The 12880-nt window shown below is 63.7% G+C and carries 21 protein-coding genes; all 21 read right to left on the reverse strand.

Annotation, left to right across the window (positions count from 1 at the left end; translation table 11 throughout):
* Positions 1-126: 126 nt before the first annotated feature.
* The gene (gene rplR / locus FZ025_RS03760; protein WP_046979786.1) at positions 127-486 is read right to left on the reverse strand and encodes a 50S ribosomal protein L18; all 360 of its coding nucleotides are present in this window, start codon (positions 484-486) and stop codon (positions 127-129) included.
* Between the two features lie 100 nt (positions 487-586).
* On the reverse strand, positions 587-1114 hold the full coding sequence (rplF, locus tag FZ025_RS03765; RefSeq protein WP_046979787.1) for a 50S ribosomal protein L6: 528 nt from the start codon (positions 1112-1114) through the stop codon (positions 587-589).
* 16 nt (positions 1115-1130) lie between these two features.
* Entirely contained in the window at positions 1131-1529 is a 399-nt protein-coding gene (gene rpsH / locus FZ025_RS03770) for a 30S ribosomal protein S8 (RefSeq protein WP_003470646.1), read from the reverse strand.
* 266 nt (positions 1530-1795) lie between these two features.
* A complete protein-coding gene (rpsN, locus tag FZ025_RS03775; RefSeq protein WP_046979788.1) occupies positions 1796-2101 on the reverse strand; it encodes a 30S ribosomal protein S14 in 306 nt (101 codons plus the stop codon).
* A 10-nt stretch (positions 2102-2111) separates the two neighbouring features.
* Positions 2112-2654 carry a 50S ribosomal protein L5 gene (gene rplE / locus FZ025_RS03780; protein WP_046979789.1) on the reverse strand — a complete coding sequence of 181 codons (543 nt, stop codon included), beginning with the start codon at positions 2652-2654 and terminating at the stop codon, positions 2112-2114.
* 11 nt (positions 2655-2665) lie between these two features.
* Positions 2666-2983 carry a 50S ribosomal protein L24 gene (gene rplX / locus FZ025_RS03785; RefSeq protein ID WP_009607346.1) on the reverse strand — a complete coding sequence of 106 codons (318 nt, stop codon included), beginning with the start codon at positions 2981-2983 and terminating at the stop codon, positions 2666-2668.
* A gap of 15 nt (positions 2984-2998) precedes the next feature.
* A complete protein-coding gene (gene rplN, locus FZ025_RS03790) occupies positions 2999-3367 on the reverse strand; it encodes a 50S ribosomal protein L14 (protein WP_003486699.1) in 369 nt (122 codons plus the stop codon).
* A 14-nt stretch (positions 3368-3381) separates the two neighbouring features.
* Positions 3382-3651, reverse strand: a complete 270-nt coding sequence (gene rpsQ, locus FZ025_RS03795) for a 30S ribosomal protein S17 (RefSeq protein ID WP_046979797.1) — start codon at positions 3649-3651, stop codon at positions 3382-3384.
* 11 nt (positions 3652-3662) lie between these two features.
* A complete protein-coding gene (gene rpmC / locus FZ025_RS03800; protein ID WP_039007513.1) occupies positions 3663-3848 on the reverse strand; it encodes a 50S ribosomal protein L29 in 186 nt (61 codons plus the stop codon).
* Positions 3848-4261, reverse strand: a complete 414-nt coding sequence (gene rplP, locus FZ025_RS03805) for a 50S ribosomal protein L16 (RefSeq protein ID WP_003470657.1) — start codon at positions 4259-4261, stop codon at positions 3848-3850. The genes rpmC and rplP overlap by 1 nt, the downstream gene beginning before the upstream one ends.
* 5 nt (positions 4262-4266) lie before the next feature.
* On the reverse strand, positions 4267-5001 hold the full coding sequence (gene rpsC, locus FZ025_RS03810; RefSeq protein ID WP_046979790.1) for a 30S ribosomal protein S3: 735 nt from the start codon (positions 4999-5001) through the stop codon (positions 4267-4269).
* A gap of 17 nt (positions 5002-5018) precedes the next feature.
* Positions 5019-5354 (reverse strand): 50S ribosomal protein L22, encoded by a 336-nt coding sequence (rplV, locus tag FZ025_RS03815; protein WP_003470663.1) that lies wholly within the window; start codon positions 5352-5354, stop codon positions 5019-5021.
* Between the two features lie 12 nt (positions 5355-5366).
* Complete coding sequence (rpsS, locus tag FZ025_RS03820; RefSeq protein ID WP_003470666.1) at positions 5367-5636, reverse strand: 30S ribosomal protein S19; 270 nt, start codon at positions 5634-5636, stop codon at positions 5367-5369.
* Positions 5637-5642: 6 nt separating this feature from the next.
* Positions 5643-6470: a 50S ribosomal protein L2 gene (gene rplB, locus FZ025_RS03825; protein WP_046979791.1), complete on the reverse strand. Its 828-nt coding sequence runs from the start codon at positions 6468-6470 to the stop codon at positions 5643-5645.
* A gap of 10 nt (positions 6471-6480) precedes the next feature.
* Positions 6481-6780 (reverse strand): 50S ribosomal protein L23, encoded by a 300-nt coding sequence (rplW, locus tag FZ025_RS03830; protein ID WP_046979792.1) that lies wholly within the window; start codon positions 6778-6780, stop codon positions 6481-6483.
* Positions 6777-7382, reverse strand: a complete 606-nt coding sequence (gene rplD / locus FZ025_RS03835) for a 50S ribosomal protein L4 (protein WP_046979793.1) — start codon at positions 7380-7382, stop codon at positions 6777-6779. Before rplD ends, rplW begins: the two co-directional genes overlap by 4 nt.
* A gap of 12 nt (positions 7383-7394) precedes the next feature.
* Positions 7395-8045, reverse strand: coding sequence for a 50S ribosomal protein L3 (gene rplC / locus FZ025_RS03840; protein ID WP_046979794.1), 651 nt, complete (start codon positions 8043-8045; stop codon positions 7395-7397).
* 11 nt (positions 8046-8056) lie between these two features.
* Positions 8057-8392, reverse strand: coding sequence for a 30S ribosomal protein S10 (rpsJ, locus tag FZ025_RS03845; protein ID WP_003470680.1), 336 nt, complete (start codon positions 8390-8392; stop codon positions 8057-8059).
* A 502-nt stretch (positions 8393-8894) separates the two neighbouring features.
* Positions 8895-10085 carry an elongation factor Tu gene (tuf, locus tag FZ025_RS03850; protein ID WP_104557641.1) on the reverse strand — a complete coding sequence of 397 codons (1191 nt, stop codon included), beginning with the start codon at positions 10083-10085 and terminating at the stop codon, positions 8895-8897.
* Positions 10086-10176: 91 nt separating this feature from the next.
* Positions 10177-12267, reverse strand: a complete 2091-nt coding sequence (gene fusA, locus FZ025_RS03855) for an elongation factor G (RefSeq protein WP_104557643.1) — start codon at positions 12265-12267, stop codon at positions 10177-10179.
* Between the two features lie 140 nt (positions 12268-12407).
* Entirely contained in the window at positions 12408-12875 is a 468-nt protein-coding gene (rpsG, locus tag FZ025_RS03860) for a 30S ribosomal protein S7 (RefSeq protein ID WP_104557645.1), read from the reverse strand.
* Between the last annotated feature and the right edge of the window lie 5 nt (positions 12876-12880).

A 12880-nucleotide genomic window follows, 5' to 3' on the forward strand; every position in this document is an offset into this window, starting at 1 on the left:
GCTTGCATGCCGCTTGTAGTTGTTGACTGGAACCGTGTTCACCGGACGCGCACATAAGGCGCGCCAAGGTCCGATGCGGCCCGCATCGGCAGGTCGGGCGCGGCGTGGACGCCGCACCCGCAAGGATCAGAACTGCAGGCCGCCTTCGCGCGCGGCGTCGGCCAGCGCCTTGATGCGGCCGTGGTAGCGGTAGCCCGAGCGGTCGAAGGCGACCTTCTCGATGCCCGCGGCCTTGGCGCGCTCGGCGATCAGCTTGCCGACCTTGACGGCCGCCTCGCTGTTCTTGCCGCTCTTCAGGCCGTCCTTGACGTCGGCCTGCAAGGTGTTCGCCGCAGCGATCACCTTGGAGCCGTCGGCGGTGAAGACCTGCGCGTACAGGTGCTGGCCGGTGCGCAGCACCGTCAGGCGGGCGACGCCGAGTTCGCGGATGTGCGCACGGGTCGACTTGGCGCGGCGCAGGCGGGCGATGTTCTTGTTGATGGTCATGATATGTGTCCTACGGAAGCTGAAGGAGAACAGGCTTTTGCATTGAAGAGTCCGGCCATGGATGGCCGGGCTCCCGCGGAAGGATCCGCACGCGCCTGCATTAGGCCTTCTTGGCTTCCTTGCGAATGATGGCTTCACCGGCGTACTTCACACCCTTGCCCTTGTAGGGCTCCGGCGGACGGAAACCGCGGATCTTGGCGGCGACTTCGCCGACGCGCTGCTTGTCGGCGCCCTGCACCACGATCTCGGTCTGAGTCGGGGTGGCCAGGGTGATGCCTTCCGGCGCCTTGAACACGACCGGGTGCGAGAAGCCGAGCGCCAGGCTCAGGTCCTTGCCCTGCATCGTGGCACGGTAGCCGACGCCGACCAGCTCGAGCTTGCGCTCGAAGCCTTCGGACACGCCCTGCACCATGTTCGCCAGGATCGCGCGGACGGTGCCGGTGATGGCGATCTGCGACGGGTCGTTCGCCGACAGCGTGGCCACACCGTTTTCCTGCTTGATTTCGACGCCAGCCGGCTTGATCAGCGACAGGGTGCCCTTCGGGCCCTTGACGCTCACCAGCTCGGACTGGACATTCAGTTCGACGCCCTTCGGGAGGGAAATCGGCTTCTTGGCTACGCGGGACATTTGAGTACTCCTTCCCTTAGGCCACGAAGCACAGGACTTCGCCACCGACGCCGGCCTGACGGGCCTGCGCATCGGTCATGATGCCCTTGGACGTGGAAATGATGGCAACGCCCAGGCCGCCGAGAACCTTCGGCAGTTCGGCCTTACCGCGGTACTGACGCAGACCCGAACGGGACACGCGCTTGAGCGTATCGATGACCGGACGGCCCTCGAAGTACTTCAGCACGATTTCCAGCTCGGACTTGTTGTTCTCGATCGGGTTGACGCGCAGGTCGCCGATATAGCCTTCGGCCTTCAGCACTTCTGCGATCGCTACCTTGATCTTGGAGGACGGCATTTTCACCGTCGGCTTGCCAACCGCGGCCGCATTCTTGATGCGGACCAGCAGGTCGGCGATGGGATCAGTCATGCTCATGGTGTCTACCTTTGAGTGCACCGATATCCGCTTTCGCGAAAATCTTGTGATGTGAAGCTGTGGAATGAAGCGGTGATATGCAGCGTGCAGCGTCCTGGAGCAGGCCAGGGCCTTTGTTTGCGACAAACCCGCCCTGCCAGGTGCAGGCAAGGAGCGGGATTATACGACAAAAAGTCCGACTTGCGTCGGACTCGTTGACTGAACCGCAGGCTGGCGCGCGACCGCCCTGCCCCCGGCTCCGCGAACGGAGCCGGGACCGCCGGGTGTTACCAGCTGGCCTTGCGCAGGCCCGGCACGTCGCCGTTCATCGTCGCCTTGCGCAGCATGTTGCGGCCGAGGCCGAACTTGCGGTAGACGCCGCGCGGACGGCCGGACAGTTCGCAACGGGTGCGCTGGCGGCTCGGCGAGGAATCGCGCGGCAGCTTCTGCAGCTTGACCACCGCGTCGGCTTTCTCGTCGTAGGACGAGCTGTCGGCGGCGATGATCTTCTTCAGCGCGTCGCGCTTGTCGGCGAACTTCTTCGCCAGCTTCTTCCGCTTGATATCGCGGTTGACCATGGAGGTCTTTGCCATTGTCTAACCCTTAATTACGGAACGGGAACTTGAACGCTTCGAGCAGCGCCTTGGCTTCGGCGTCGGTCTTGGCGGTGGTGGTGATGGCGATGTCCATGCCGCGGATCGCATCGACGGCGTCGAAGTCGATTTCCGGGAAGATGATCTGCTCCTTCACGCCCATGTTGAAGTTGCCGCGACCGTCGAACGAACGACCGGACACACCACGGAAGTCGCGCACGCGCGGCAGCGAGATGTTGATCAGGCGGTCCAGGAACTCGTACATCTTGGCGCGACGCAACGTGGTCTTGCAGCCGATCGGCCAGCCATCGCGGATCTTGAACGAGGCCACCGAGATACGCGACTTGGTGACGACCGGCTTCTGGCCGGAGACCTTGCCCATGTCGGCCACGGCGTTTTCCAGGATCTTCTTGTTCGTCGCCGCCTCGCCCACGCCCATGTTCAGGGTGACCTTGACCAGCTTCGGCACTTGCATCGGATTGGTGTAACCGAACTTCTTCATCAAAGCCGGTACCACTTCTTCCTTGTAGATCTTTTCGAGACGGGAATTCATTGTGTCATTCCTCAGGCGTCGAGCGCCTCACCGCTGGAGCGGAACACACGCAGTTTGCGTCCATCCTCCAGCACCTTGAAGCCAACGCGCTCGCCCTTGCCCGTTGCCGGGTTGACGATCGCCACGTTGGAGATATGGATCGACGCTTCACGCTCGACCACGCCGCCGGCAACGCCTGCCTGCGGGTTCGGCTTGGTGTGGCGCTTGACGATGTTCGCGTTGGAGACGATCACCCGATCGCCGTCGACGCGGACGATTTCGCCCTGCTTGCCCTTGTCCTTGCCGGTAGTGACGACGACCTGGTCGCCCTTCTTGATACGGTTAGCCATGTGTATGTCCTCCGCTCACAGCACTTCAGGAGCGAGCGAGACGATCTTCATGAACTTCTCGGAACGCAGCTCGCGGGTAACAGGCCCGAAGATGCGCGTGCCGATCGGCTCCTGCTTGTTGTTGAGCAACACCGCAGCGTTGCCGTCGAAGCGGATCAGCGAACCGTCGGGACGACGCACACCCTTGCGGGTACGCACCACGACGGCATCGTAGACTTCGCCCTTCTTGACCTTGCCGCGCGGGATCGCGTCCTTGACGGTGACCTTGATGATGTCGCCAATGTGCGCGTAGCGGCGCTTGGAGCCGCCTAGCACCTTGATGCACATCACTTCCTTGGCACCGGAGTTGTCGGCGACGTCGAGGTAGCTCTGCATCTGGATCATGATTCAGATCTCCCTTATTCGGCCGAACGGGTGACGATTTCCACCACCCGCCAGTTCTTGGTCTTGGACAGCGGCGCAATCTCGGTCACGCGCACCACATCGCCTTCGTTGCAGGCGTTGTCGGCGTCGTGGGCGTGGAGCTTGGTCGAGCGCTTGATGTACTTGCCGTACAACGCATGCTTGACCTGACGCTCCACCAGCACGGTGACGGTCTTGTCCATCTTGTTGCTGACGACGCGGCCTTCGACCGTGCGCAGCGTCTTGCTTTCGTTAGTGTCGCTCATGGCGGCCATCCTTACTTCGTGCTGCCGATCAGGTACTTCACGCGAGCAATCTCGCGGCGCACCCGGCGGGTTTCGTGGGTCTTCGGCAGCTGCCCGGTGACCTGCTGCATGCGCAGGGCGAACTGCTCCTTGCGCAGATCGGTCAGATGGGCCTTCAAATCGTCAGCCGACTTCTCGCGGAGTTGTTTGATGTCCATCAGCGTACCGTCCGGGTCACGAAGGTGGTGGTCACCGAAAGCTTGGCAGCGGCCAGGCGGAACGCCTCGCGCGCGACATCTTCGCCGACGCCTTCGATTTCATAGATCATGCGGCCGGGCTGGATCTGGGCGACCCAGTACTCGACGTTGCCCTTGCCGGAGCCCATTCGCACTTCGATCGGCTTCTTGGTGATCGGCTTGTCCGGGAACACGCGGATCCACATCTTGCCGCCGCGCTTGACGTAGCGGCTGATCGAACGGCGCGCCGCTTCGATCTGGCGCGCGGTCAGCTGACCGTGCGCGGTGGCCTTCAGCCCGTACTCGCCGAAGCTGACGGCGTTGCCACTCCATGCCAGGCCGTCGTTACGGCCCTTGTGCATCTTGCGGTATTTGGTTCGCTTGGGTTGCAACATTGCCGTTACCTCGCTTCACGAGCCGGACGCGACGGACGGTCACCGCGGTCGCCGCGATCGTTACGATCGTTGCGCGGGGAATCGTCCTGCTTTTCCTGGCCAACCTGGGAGAAATCGAAGATCTCGCCCTTGTAGATCCACACCTTGATGCCGATGATGCCGTAGGTCGTCTTGGCTTCGGCGAAGCCATAGTCGATGTCGGCACGCAGCGTATGCAGCGGCACGCGGCCCTCGCGGTACCACTCGGAACGGGCGATTTCCGCACCGTTCAAGCGACCGGCGACGTTGACCTTGATGCCCAGGGCACCCAGGCGCATCGCGTTGCCGACCGAGCGCTTCATCGCGCGGCGGAACATGATGCGACGCTCCAGCTGCTGCGCGATCGACTCGGCGACCAGCTGCGCATCCAGCTCCGGCTTGCGCACTTCGGTGACGTTGATGTGGGCGGGGACGCCCATCATCTCGCTCACTTCCTTGCGCAGCTTCTCGATGTCCTCACCGCGCTTGCCGATCACCACGCCCGGGCGGGCGGTGTGGATCGTCACGCGCGCGGTCTTGGCCGGACGCTCGATCAGGATCTTGCTGATGCCCGCCTGCGCCAACTTCTTGCGCAGCATTTCGCGGACCTTGAGGTCGGCTGCCAGATAACCGGCGAACTCGGCCTTGCCGGCGTACCACTTGGAATTCCAGTCCTTGGAGACACCCAGGCGGATTCCAATCGGATGAACTTTATGACCCATCGTCTTTTCCTTTCCGCTTACTTGGCGGCGCCCACAACCACAGTGATGTGGCTGGTGCGCTTGAGGATGCGGGTACCGCGGCCTTTCGCCCGCGCCATGAAACGCTTCAGGGTCGGACCTTCATCAACCATGATGGTCTTGACCTTCAGCTCGTCGACATCCGCGCCCTGGTTGTTCTCGGCATTGGCGATCGCCGACTCCACCACCTTCTTGATCAGGTGGGCAGCCTTCTTATCCGAGAACTTCAGCAGGTTGACCGCCCGCTCGGCGGAAAGACCGCGCACCTGGTCGGCGACCAGGCGGGCCTTCTGCGGGGAGATGCGCGCAGTGCGCAGGATTGCTTTCGCTTCCATCGTCATCTCTCCTTACCGGCTCGACTTCTTGTCGCCACCGTGACCCTTGAAGGTCCGGGTGACGGCAAATTCGCCGAGCTTGTGGCCGACCATGTTCTCGTTGACCAGCACCGGAACGTGGTTCTTGCCGTTGTGCACGGCGATGGTGAAACCCACCATCTCCGGCAGGATCATCGAGCGACGCGACCAGGTCTTGATCGGACGCTTGCTGCCGGCCGCGGCCTCCACCTTCTTGACGAGGTGGTGATCGACGAACGGGCCTTTCTTGAGTGAACGTGCCATGGTCGATTAGCCCCTACGATCGCGGACGATGAATTGTTCGGTGCGCTTGTTATGGCGCGTCTTGTAACCCTTGGTCGGCACACCCCACGGGGTGACCGGATGCGGATTACCCTGACCGGCCTTCGCCTCACCACCACCGTGCGGGTGATCGACGGGGTTCATGGCCGCACCGCGAACGGTCGGACGCACGCCGCGCCAGCGCTTGGCGCCCGCCTTGCCGAGCTTCTCGAGGTTGTGCTCGTCGTTGCCGACTTCGCCGATGGTGGCGCGGCACTCGACCGGCACCTTGCGCATTTCGCCGGAGCGAAGACGCAGGGTGGCGTAGATGCCCTCACGCGCGACCAGCTGCACCGCGGCGCCGGCAGCGCGCGCGATCTGCGCGCCCTTGCCGGGCTTCAGCTCGATGCCGTGCACCGTCGTACCGACCGGGATGTTGCGCAGCGGCAGCGTGTTGCCGGTCTTGATCGGCGCGTCCGAACCCGCGATCACCTGGTCGCCGGCCTTCAGACCCTTCGGCGCGATGATGTAGCGGCGCTCGCCGTCGGCATAGCACAGCAGGGCGATATGGGCGGTGCGGTTCGGATCGTATTCGATCCGCTCCACGCGCGCCGGAATGCCTTCCTTGTTGCGCTTGAAGTCGATCAGGCGGTAATGCTGCTTGTGGCCACCGCCGACGTGACGGGTGGTGATGCGGCCGTGGTGGTTACGACCACCGGACTTGCTCTGCGGCTCCAGCAGTGCGGCATGCGGCGCGCCCTTGTGCAGATCGGGCGTGACCACGCGCACGGCCGAACGACGGCCGGGAGAAGTGGGTTTGAATTTCATCAATGGCATGGGATGGACCTCAGGCCTTGGCCGTTACGTCGATGGACTGGCCTGCGGCCAGACGCACGTACGCCTTGCGCCAATCGCCGCGACGACCGCTGCGCGAACGGAAGGACTTGTTCTTGCCCTTGACGTTCAACACGTTGACCGACTCGACCTTGACGTCGAACAGCTGCTCGACCGCGGCCTTGACATCGGCCTTGGTGGCTTCGCTCGAGATCTCGAAGACGTACTGATTGGAGAGTTCCTGCAGACGCGCGGTCTTTTCGGAGACACGCGGGGCACGCAGCACGCTGAAGATTTTTTCGTTGCTGCTCATGCCAGCCACTCCTCGACCTTCTTGACCGCATCGGCGGTGATCACGACCGTATCGGCCCCGACCAGCGACACCGGATCCAGGCCCTGCACGTCGCGCACTTCCACGTAGGGAAGGTTGCGGGCGGACAGGTACAGATGCTCGGACGCCTCTTCGGTCACGATCAGCGGACGCTTGCCCACGTCCAGACCCTTCAGCTTCTCGATCAGATCCTTGGTCTTGCTGGCCTCGACGTCGAACGCCTCGACGACCATCAGGCGACCCTGGCGGTTGAGCTCCGAAAGAATCGCGCAGATCGCGGCGCGATACATCTTGCGGTTCACCTTCTGTTCGAAGCTGCGCGGCTTGGCCGCGAAGGTCACGCCGCCGCCGACGAAGATCGGAGCGGTCAGCGCGCCGTGGCGAGCGCCACCGCCCTTCTGCTTCTTCGACTTCTTGGTGGTGCCGTTGACTTCCGAACGCGTCTTCTGCGCCTTGGTGCCGGCGCGGCCGGCGTTGCGATAGGCGACGACGACCTGGTGGACCAGATCCTCGCTGAAATCGCGACCGAACACGGCGTCGGAGACCGCGACCTTGTTGTTGCTACCCGTGATAACGAGTTCCATCGTCATCTCTCCTTATGCCTTGCTAGCCGGACGCACGATCACATCGCCACCGGCAGCGCCAGGCACCGCGCCGCGAATGGCGATGAGGCCACGCTCGACGTCGACCTTGACCACTTCCAGATTCTGCGTGCTCTGCTGCACCGCGCCCATGTGGCCGGACATCTTCTTGCCCGGGAAAACGCGACCCGGGGTCTGGCGCTGACCCAGCGAACCCGGCGCGCGATGCGACAACGAGTTACCGTGGGTGGCATCGCCCATGCGGAAGTTGTACCGCTTGATGGTGCCCTGGAAACCCTTGCCCTTGGTGACGCCCTGGACGTCGACCTTCTGGCCGACCTCGAAGATGTCCGCCTTGATCTCGCCGCCGATGGCGTAATCGCCCAGCTGCGCGTCTTCGACGCGGAACTCCCACAGGCCGCGGCCGGCCTCGACCTTGGCCTTGGCGTAGTGGCCGGAGGCGGGCTTGTTGACCAGCGCGGCACGACGGGCGCCCACGGTGATCTGCACGGCGCTGTAGCCGTCGCTCTCGACGGTCTTGAGCTGGGTGATGCGGTTCGGGGTCGCTTCGATCAGGGTCACCGGAATGGAGCGGCCGTCTTCGGTGAAGACGCGGCTCATGCCGGCCTTGCGGCCCACGAAGCCCAACGAATACTTCTTCGTCATGGTCGTAGTCCTCAGGTCAACTTGATCTGGACATCGACGCCCGCCGCGAGCTCGAGCTTCATCAGCGCGTCCACGGTCTTGTCGTTAGGGCCGATGATGTCGAGCACGCGCTTGTGCGTGCGGGTCTCGTACTGGTCGCGCGCGTCCTTGTCGACGTGCGGAGAAACGAGAATGGTGTAGCGTTCGATCTTGGTCGGCAGCGGGATCGGGCCGCGCACTTGCGCGCCGGTCCGCTTGGCCGTCTCAACGATCTCGCTGGCCGAACGGTCGATCAGACGATGATCGAACGCCTTCAGCCGAATCCGGATCTTCTGATCCGCTTTCTGACCGGTCTTTTGCTCCGCCATGGCGGTGGGTTCCTTCGTTAAAAGAGCGACGGGCAAGGCCTCTGGGATACCTGCCCCGATTATTTCCTGATGTCGAATACCGCCGAGCATCCAGCTGGCGAGGGCCATTCCTCCGCCCAAAAACTGAGGCAGACCAGTCACCCGGCCTGCCCAGACGGAAAAGTATAATGCGCAGATAAAGCTAACGTCAACAGCGCGAGGCCGTCGAATGCTCCATGCAGCGCGACCTTCCCGGTCTGGCGAACACGAGGGGCGTCCTGCCTCTCTTTTCGCGGTGTATCCGGCGCCCTACCCAGGAACGCCGAGCCGCGCATTATAGCGGCTGTTTCACCTGCCCGCAACATGCCGCGGCAAGAATTTTGCGTTGTCCACCCTCCCCTCAAACGACCCGTCCCCGAAACGACGAAGGGCCGGCTTGCGCCGACCCTTCGCTGAACCGCCAGCCGAAGCCGCGGTCGCCACCGGCCGGACGGCCCCGGAGGGCCGCCGACACATGCGGGCATTACTTGATGATCTTGGCCACCACGCCGGCGCCGACGGTGCGGCCACCCTCGCGGATCGCGAAACGCAGGCCTTCGTCCATCGCCACCGGGTTGATCAGCGTGACCACCATCTTCACGTTGTCGCCCGGCATCACCATCTCCACCCCTTCCGGCAGCTCGCACGCGCCAGTGATGTCGGTGGTGCGGAAGTAGAACTGCGGACGGTAGCCCTTGAAGAACGGGGTGTGACGGCCGCCCTCGTCCTTCGACAACACGTACACCTCGGCTTCGAACTCGGTGTGCGGCTTGATCGAACCCGGCTTGCACAGCACCTGGCCGCGCTCCACGTCGTCGCGCTTGGTGCCGCGCAGCAGCAGACCGGCGTTGTCGCCCGCCTGGCCCTGGTCCAGCAGCTTGCGGAACATTTCCACGCCGGTGACCGTGGTCTTCTGCGTGGCGCGGATGCCGACGATTTCGATTTCGTCGCCCACCTTGATCACGCCGCGCTCGATACGGCCGGTCACCACGGTGCCACGGCCGGAGATCGAGAACACGTCTTCCACCGGCATCAGGAACGGCTTGTCGACGTCGCGCTGCGGCTCGGGGATGAACGTATCCAGCGCCTCGACCAGCTTCAGGATCGACGGCACGCCGATCTCGCTCTGGTCGCCTTCCAGCGCCAGACGCGCCGAACCGTGGATGATCGGGGTGTCGTCGCCCGGGAAGTCGTACTTGCTCAGCAGCTCGCGCACTTCCATCTCGACCAGCTCGAGCAGCTCGGCGTCGTCGACCATGTCGGCCTTGTTCAGGAACACCACGATGTGCGGCACGCCGACCTGGCGCGACAGCAGGATGTGCTCGCGGGTCTGCGGCATCGGGCCGTCGGCGGCCGAGCACACCAGGATCGCGCCATCCATCTGCGCCGCGCCGGTGATCATGTTCTTCACGTAGTCCGCATGGCCCGGGCAATCCACGTGCGCGTAGTGACGCTTCGCCGATTCGTATTCCACGTGCGCGGTCGAGATCGTGATGCCGCGCGCCTTCTCCTCCGGCGCCGCGTCGATCGCGTCATAGGCCTTGAATTCGCCGCCGAAGCGCTCTGCGCCAATCTTGGTCAGCGCCGCGGTCAGCGTGGTCTTGCCGTGGTCGACGTGACCGATGGTGCCGACGTTGACGTGCGGCTTGGTGCGCTCGAACTTACCTTTTGCCATGATGTTTTTTACCTTCTAATTCGTAATGGGGGACAAGGGACCGGGCTGCGGGACTGGCGATGCCCGCGTCCCGAATCCCGCCGCTCTGATCTCAGCTCTTCTTGATGACCGACTCGGCGATGTTGGTCGGCGCTTCAGCGTAATGGTCGAACTCCATCGAGAACGTGGCGCGCCCCTGCGACATCGAGCGCAGCGTGGTGGCGTAGCCGAACATCTCGCCCAGCGGCACCATCGCGTTGATCACCTTGCCGGACGGACTGTCGTCCTGGCCCTGCAGGATGCCGCGACGGCGGCTGACGTCGCCCATCACGTCGCCCAGATAATCTTCCGGGGTCACCACTTCGACCTTCATGATCGGCTCCAGCAGCACCGGGCTGGCCTTGTTGAAGCCTTCCTTGAAGCCCATCGAGCCGGCGATCTTGAACGCCATTTCCGAGGAGTCGACGTCGTGGTACGAACCGTCGATCAGGCGCACCTTGATGTCCACGATCGGGTAGCCGGCCATCACGCCGTTGGCCACCGCTTCCTGGATGCCCTTGTCCACCGCCGGGATGTATTCCTTCGGCACCACGCCGCCGACGATCGCGTTCTCGAAGGTGTAGCCCAGGCCACGCTCCTGCGGCTCGATCTCGAGCACGACATGGCCGTACTGGCCCTTGCCGCCGGACTGGCGCACGAACTTGCCTTCCTGCTTGACCGCCTTGCGGATGGTCTCGCGGTAGGCCACCTGCGGCTTGCCGACATTGGCTTCGACGTTGAACTCGCGCTTCATGCGGTCGACCATGATTTCCAGGTGCAACTCGCCCATGCCGCGGATGATGGTCTGGCCGGATTCTTCGTCGGTGTTGACGCGGAACGAGGGATCTTCCTGGGCCAGGCGGCTCAGCGCGACGCCCATCTTTTCCTGGTCCGACTTGGTCTTCGGCTCCACCGCCATCGAGATCACCGGCTCCGGGAACACCATGCGCTCCAGGATGATGATGTGGTCCTGCGCGCACAGCGTATCGCCGGTGGTGACGTCCTTCAGGCCCACCGCCGCGGCGATGTCGCCCGCGCGCACTTCCTTGATCTCTTCGCGATTGTTGGAGTGCATCTGCAGGATGCGGCCCACCCGCTCCTTGCGCGACTTGACCGGGTTGTACACCTGGTCGCCGGAGTTCAACGTGCCAGAGTAGACGCGGAAGAAGGTCAGCGAACCCACGAACGGGTCGGTCATGATCTTGAACGCCAGCGCCGAGAACGGCGCGGTGTCGGTGGCCGGACGGCTGTCTTCCTTGTCGTCCTCGTCGATGCCCTTGACCGGCGGACGGTCATTGGGCGACGGCAGCAGCTGGATCACGCCGTCGAGCATCGCCTGCACGCCCTTGTTCTTGAACGCGGTGCCGCAGTACACCGGCACCACTTCCACCTTCAGGGTGCGCTCGCGCAGACCACCGACGATCTCCGCTTCGGACAGGTCGCCCTCGTTGAGGTACTTGTCCATCAGCTCTTCGTTGGCTTCGGCCGCGGCCTCGACCATGAACGCACGCGCCTCGACGGCCTTGTCGGCCAGGTGCGCGGGGATCTCGCGGTACTCGAACACGGTGCCCTGCGAGGCGGTATCCCAATGGACCGCCTTCATCTTGATCAGGTCGACCACGCCCTCGAAGCCGTCTTCGGCGCCGATCGGCACCTGCATCGGCACCGGGTAGGCGCCCAGGCGCGACTTCAGCTGCTCGACCACCTTGTCGAAGTTGGCGCCGGTGCGGTCCATCTTGTTGACGAAGGCAAGACGCGGCACCGCGTACTTGTTGGCCTGGCGCCACACCGTCTCGGACTGCGGCTGCACGCCGCCGACCGCGCACAGCACGAACACCGCGCCGTCGAGCACGCGCAGCGAACGCTCGACTTCGATGGTGAAGTCGACGTGCCCGGGGGTGTCGATGATGTTGAAGCGGTGCTGCGGCAGCGACTTGTCCATGCCGCTCCAGAACGCGGTGGTCGCGGCGGAGGTGATGGTGATGCCACGCTCCTGCTCCTGCTCCATCCAGTCCATCGTCGCGGCACCGTCATGCACCTCGCCGATCTTGTGGCTGACGCCGGTGTAGAACAGGATGCGTTCGGAGGTGGTGGTCTTGCCGGCATCGATGTGGGCCATGATGCCGAAGTTGCGGTAACGCTCGATGGGAGTGTTGCGGGCCACAGGGAGCCTCTCAGAATTCTTGGATTGCGGATGGCCGAACGCCGCCTTGCGGCGGCCTTCGGATTTGTGCGGCGCTCGGCGGCGCAGCTAGCAGCACGTAGAGATCGTGCTGACGGGCCTGGTTTCCAAGGCCCGGAAGGTCACCAGCGGTAGTGCGCGAACGCCTTGTTCGCTTCCGCCATGCGGTGGGTTTCTTCGCGCTTCTTGATGGCGCCACCACGGTTTTCCGAGGCGTCGACCAGTTCGGCCGCGAGCTTGCGCGGCATCGAGTTCTCGCCACGCTTGCGCGCCGAGTCGATCAGCCAGCGCATGGCCAGCGCCATGCGACGGGAGGAACGCACCTCGACCGGCACCTGGTAGGTGGCACCGCCGACGCGGCGCGACTTGACTTCGACCGCCGGAGCGACGTTGTCCAGCGCCTTCTGCACCAGCTCGACCGCATTCGGATTTTTCTCGCCGATGACGTCCATTGCGCCATAGACGATCTTTTCGGCGACCGACTTCTTGCCGCTCAGCATCACCATGTTGATGAAACGGGCGATGGTTTCGCTGGCGTGCTTGGGATCCCGCAGGACGATACGCTGCGGAGTAGAACCTTTACGAGACATTGTGC

Origin of the sequence: Xanthomonas hyacinthi (assembly GCF_009769165.1) — a bacterium.
GTDB classification, from domain to species: domain Bacteria; phylum Pseudomonadota; class Gammaproteobacteria; order Xanthomonadales; family Xanthomonadaceae; genus Xanthomonas_A; species Xanthomonas_A hyacinthi.

Bases quoted from the DNA above. Each gene is read 5' to 3' on its own strand.
- rplR (WP_046979786.1), bottom strand. From the start codon at position 486: ATGACCATCAACAAGAACATCGCCCGCCTGCGCCGCGCCAAGTCGACC.
- rplF (WP_046979787.1), bottom strand. From the start codon at position 1,114: ATGTCCCGCGTAGCCAAGAAGCCGATTTCCCTCCCGAAGGGCGTCGAA.
- rpsH (WP_003470646.1), bottom strand. From the start codon at position 1,529: ATGAGCATGACTGATCCCATCGCCGACCTGCTGGTCCGCATCAAGAAT.
- rpsN (WP_046979788.1), bottom strand. From the start codon at position 2,101: ATGGCAAAGACCTCCATGGTCAACCGCGATATCAAGCGGAAGAAGCTG.
- rplE (WP_046979789.1), bottom strand. From the start codon at position 2,654: ATGAATTCCCGTCTCGAAAAGATCTACAAGGAAGAAGTGGTACCGGCT.
- rplX (WP_009607346.1), bottom strand. From the start codon at position 2,983: ATGGCTAACCGTATCAAGAAGGGCGACCAGGTCGTCGTCACTACCGGC.
- rplN (WP_003486699.1), bottom strand. From the start codon at position 3,367: ATGATCCAGATGCAGAGCTACCTCGACGTCGCCGACAACTCCGGTGCC.
- rpsQ (WP_046979797.1), bottom strand. From the start codon at position 3,651: ATGAGCGACACTAACGAAAGCAAGACGCTGCGCACGGTCGAAGGCCGC.
- rpmC (WP_039007513.1), bottom strand. From the start codon at position 3,848: ATGGACATCAAACAACTCCGCGAGAAGTCGGCTGACGATTTGAAGGCC.
- rplP (WP_003470657.1), bottom strand. From the start codon at position 4,261: ATGTTGCAACCCAAGCGAACCAAATACCGCAAGATGCACAAGGGCCGT.
- rpsC (WP_046979790.1), bottom strand. From the start codon at position 5,001: ATGGGTCATAAAGTTCATCCGATTGGAATCCGCCTGGGTGTCTCCAAG.
- rplV (WP_003470663.1), bottom strand. From the start codon at position 5,354: ATGGAAGCGAAAGCAATCCTGCGCACTGCGCGCATCTCCCCGCAGAAG.
- rpsS (WP_003470666.1), bottom strand. From the start codon at position 5,636: ATGGCACGTTCACTCAAGAAAGGCCCGTTCGTCGATCACCACCTCGTC.
- rplB (WP_046979791.1), bottom strand. From the start codon at position 6,470: ATGCCATTGATGAAATTCAAACCCACTTCTCCCGGCCGTCGTTCGGCC.
- rplW (WP_046979792.1), bottom strand. From the start codon at position 6,780: ATGAGCAGCAACGAAAAAATCTTCAGCGTGCTGCGTGCCCCGCGTGTC.
- rplD (WP_046979793.1), bottom strand. From the start codon at position 7,382: ATGGAACTCGTTATCACGGGTAGCAACAACAAGGTCGCGGTCTCCGAC.
- rplC (WP_046979794.1), bottom strand. From the start codon at position 8,045: ATGACGAAGAAGTATTCGTTGGGCTTCGTGGGCCGCAAGGCCGGCATG.
- rpsJ (WP_003470680.1), bottom strand. From the start codon at position 8,392: ATGGCGGAGCAAAAGACCGGTCAGAAAGCGGATCAGAAGATCCGGATT.
- tuf (WP_104557641.1), bottom strand. From the start codon at position 10,085: ATGGCAAAAGGTAAGTTCGAGCGCACCAAGCCGCACGTCAACGTCGGC.
- rpsG (WP_104557645.1), bottom strand. From the start codon at position 12,875: ATGTCTCGTAAAGGTTCTACTCCGCAGCGTATCGTCCTGCGGGATCCC.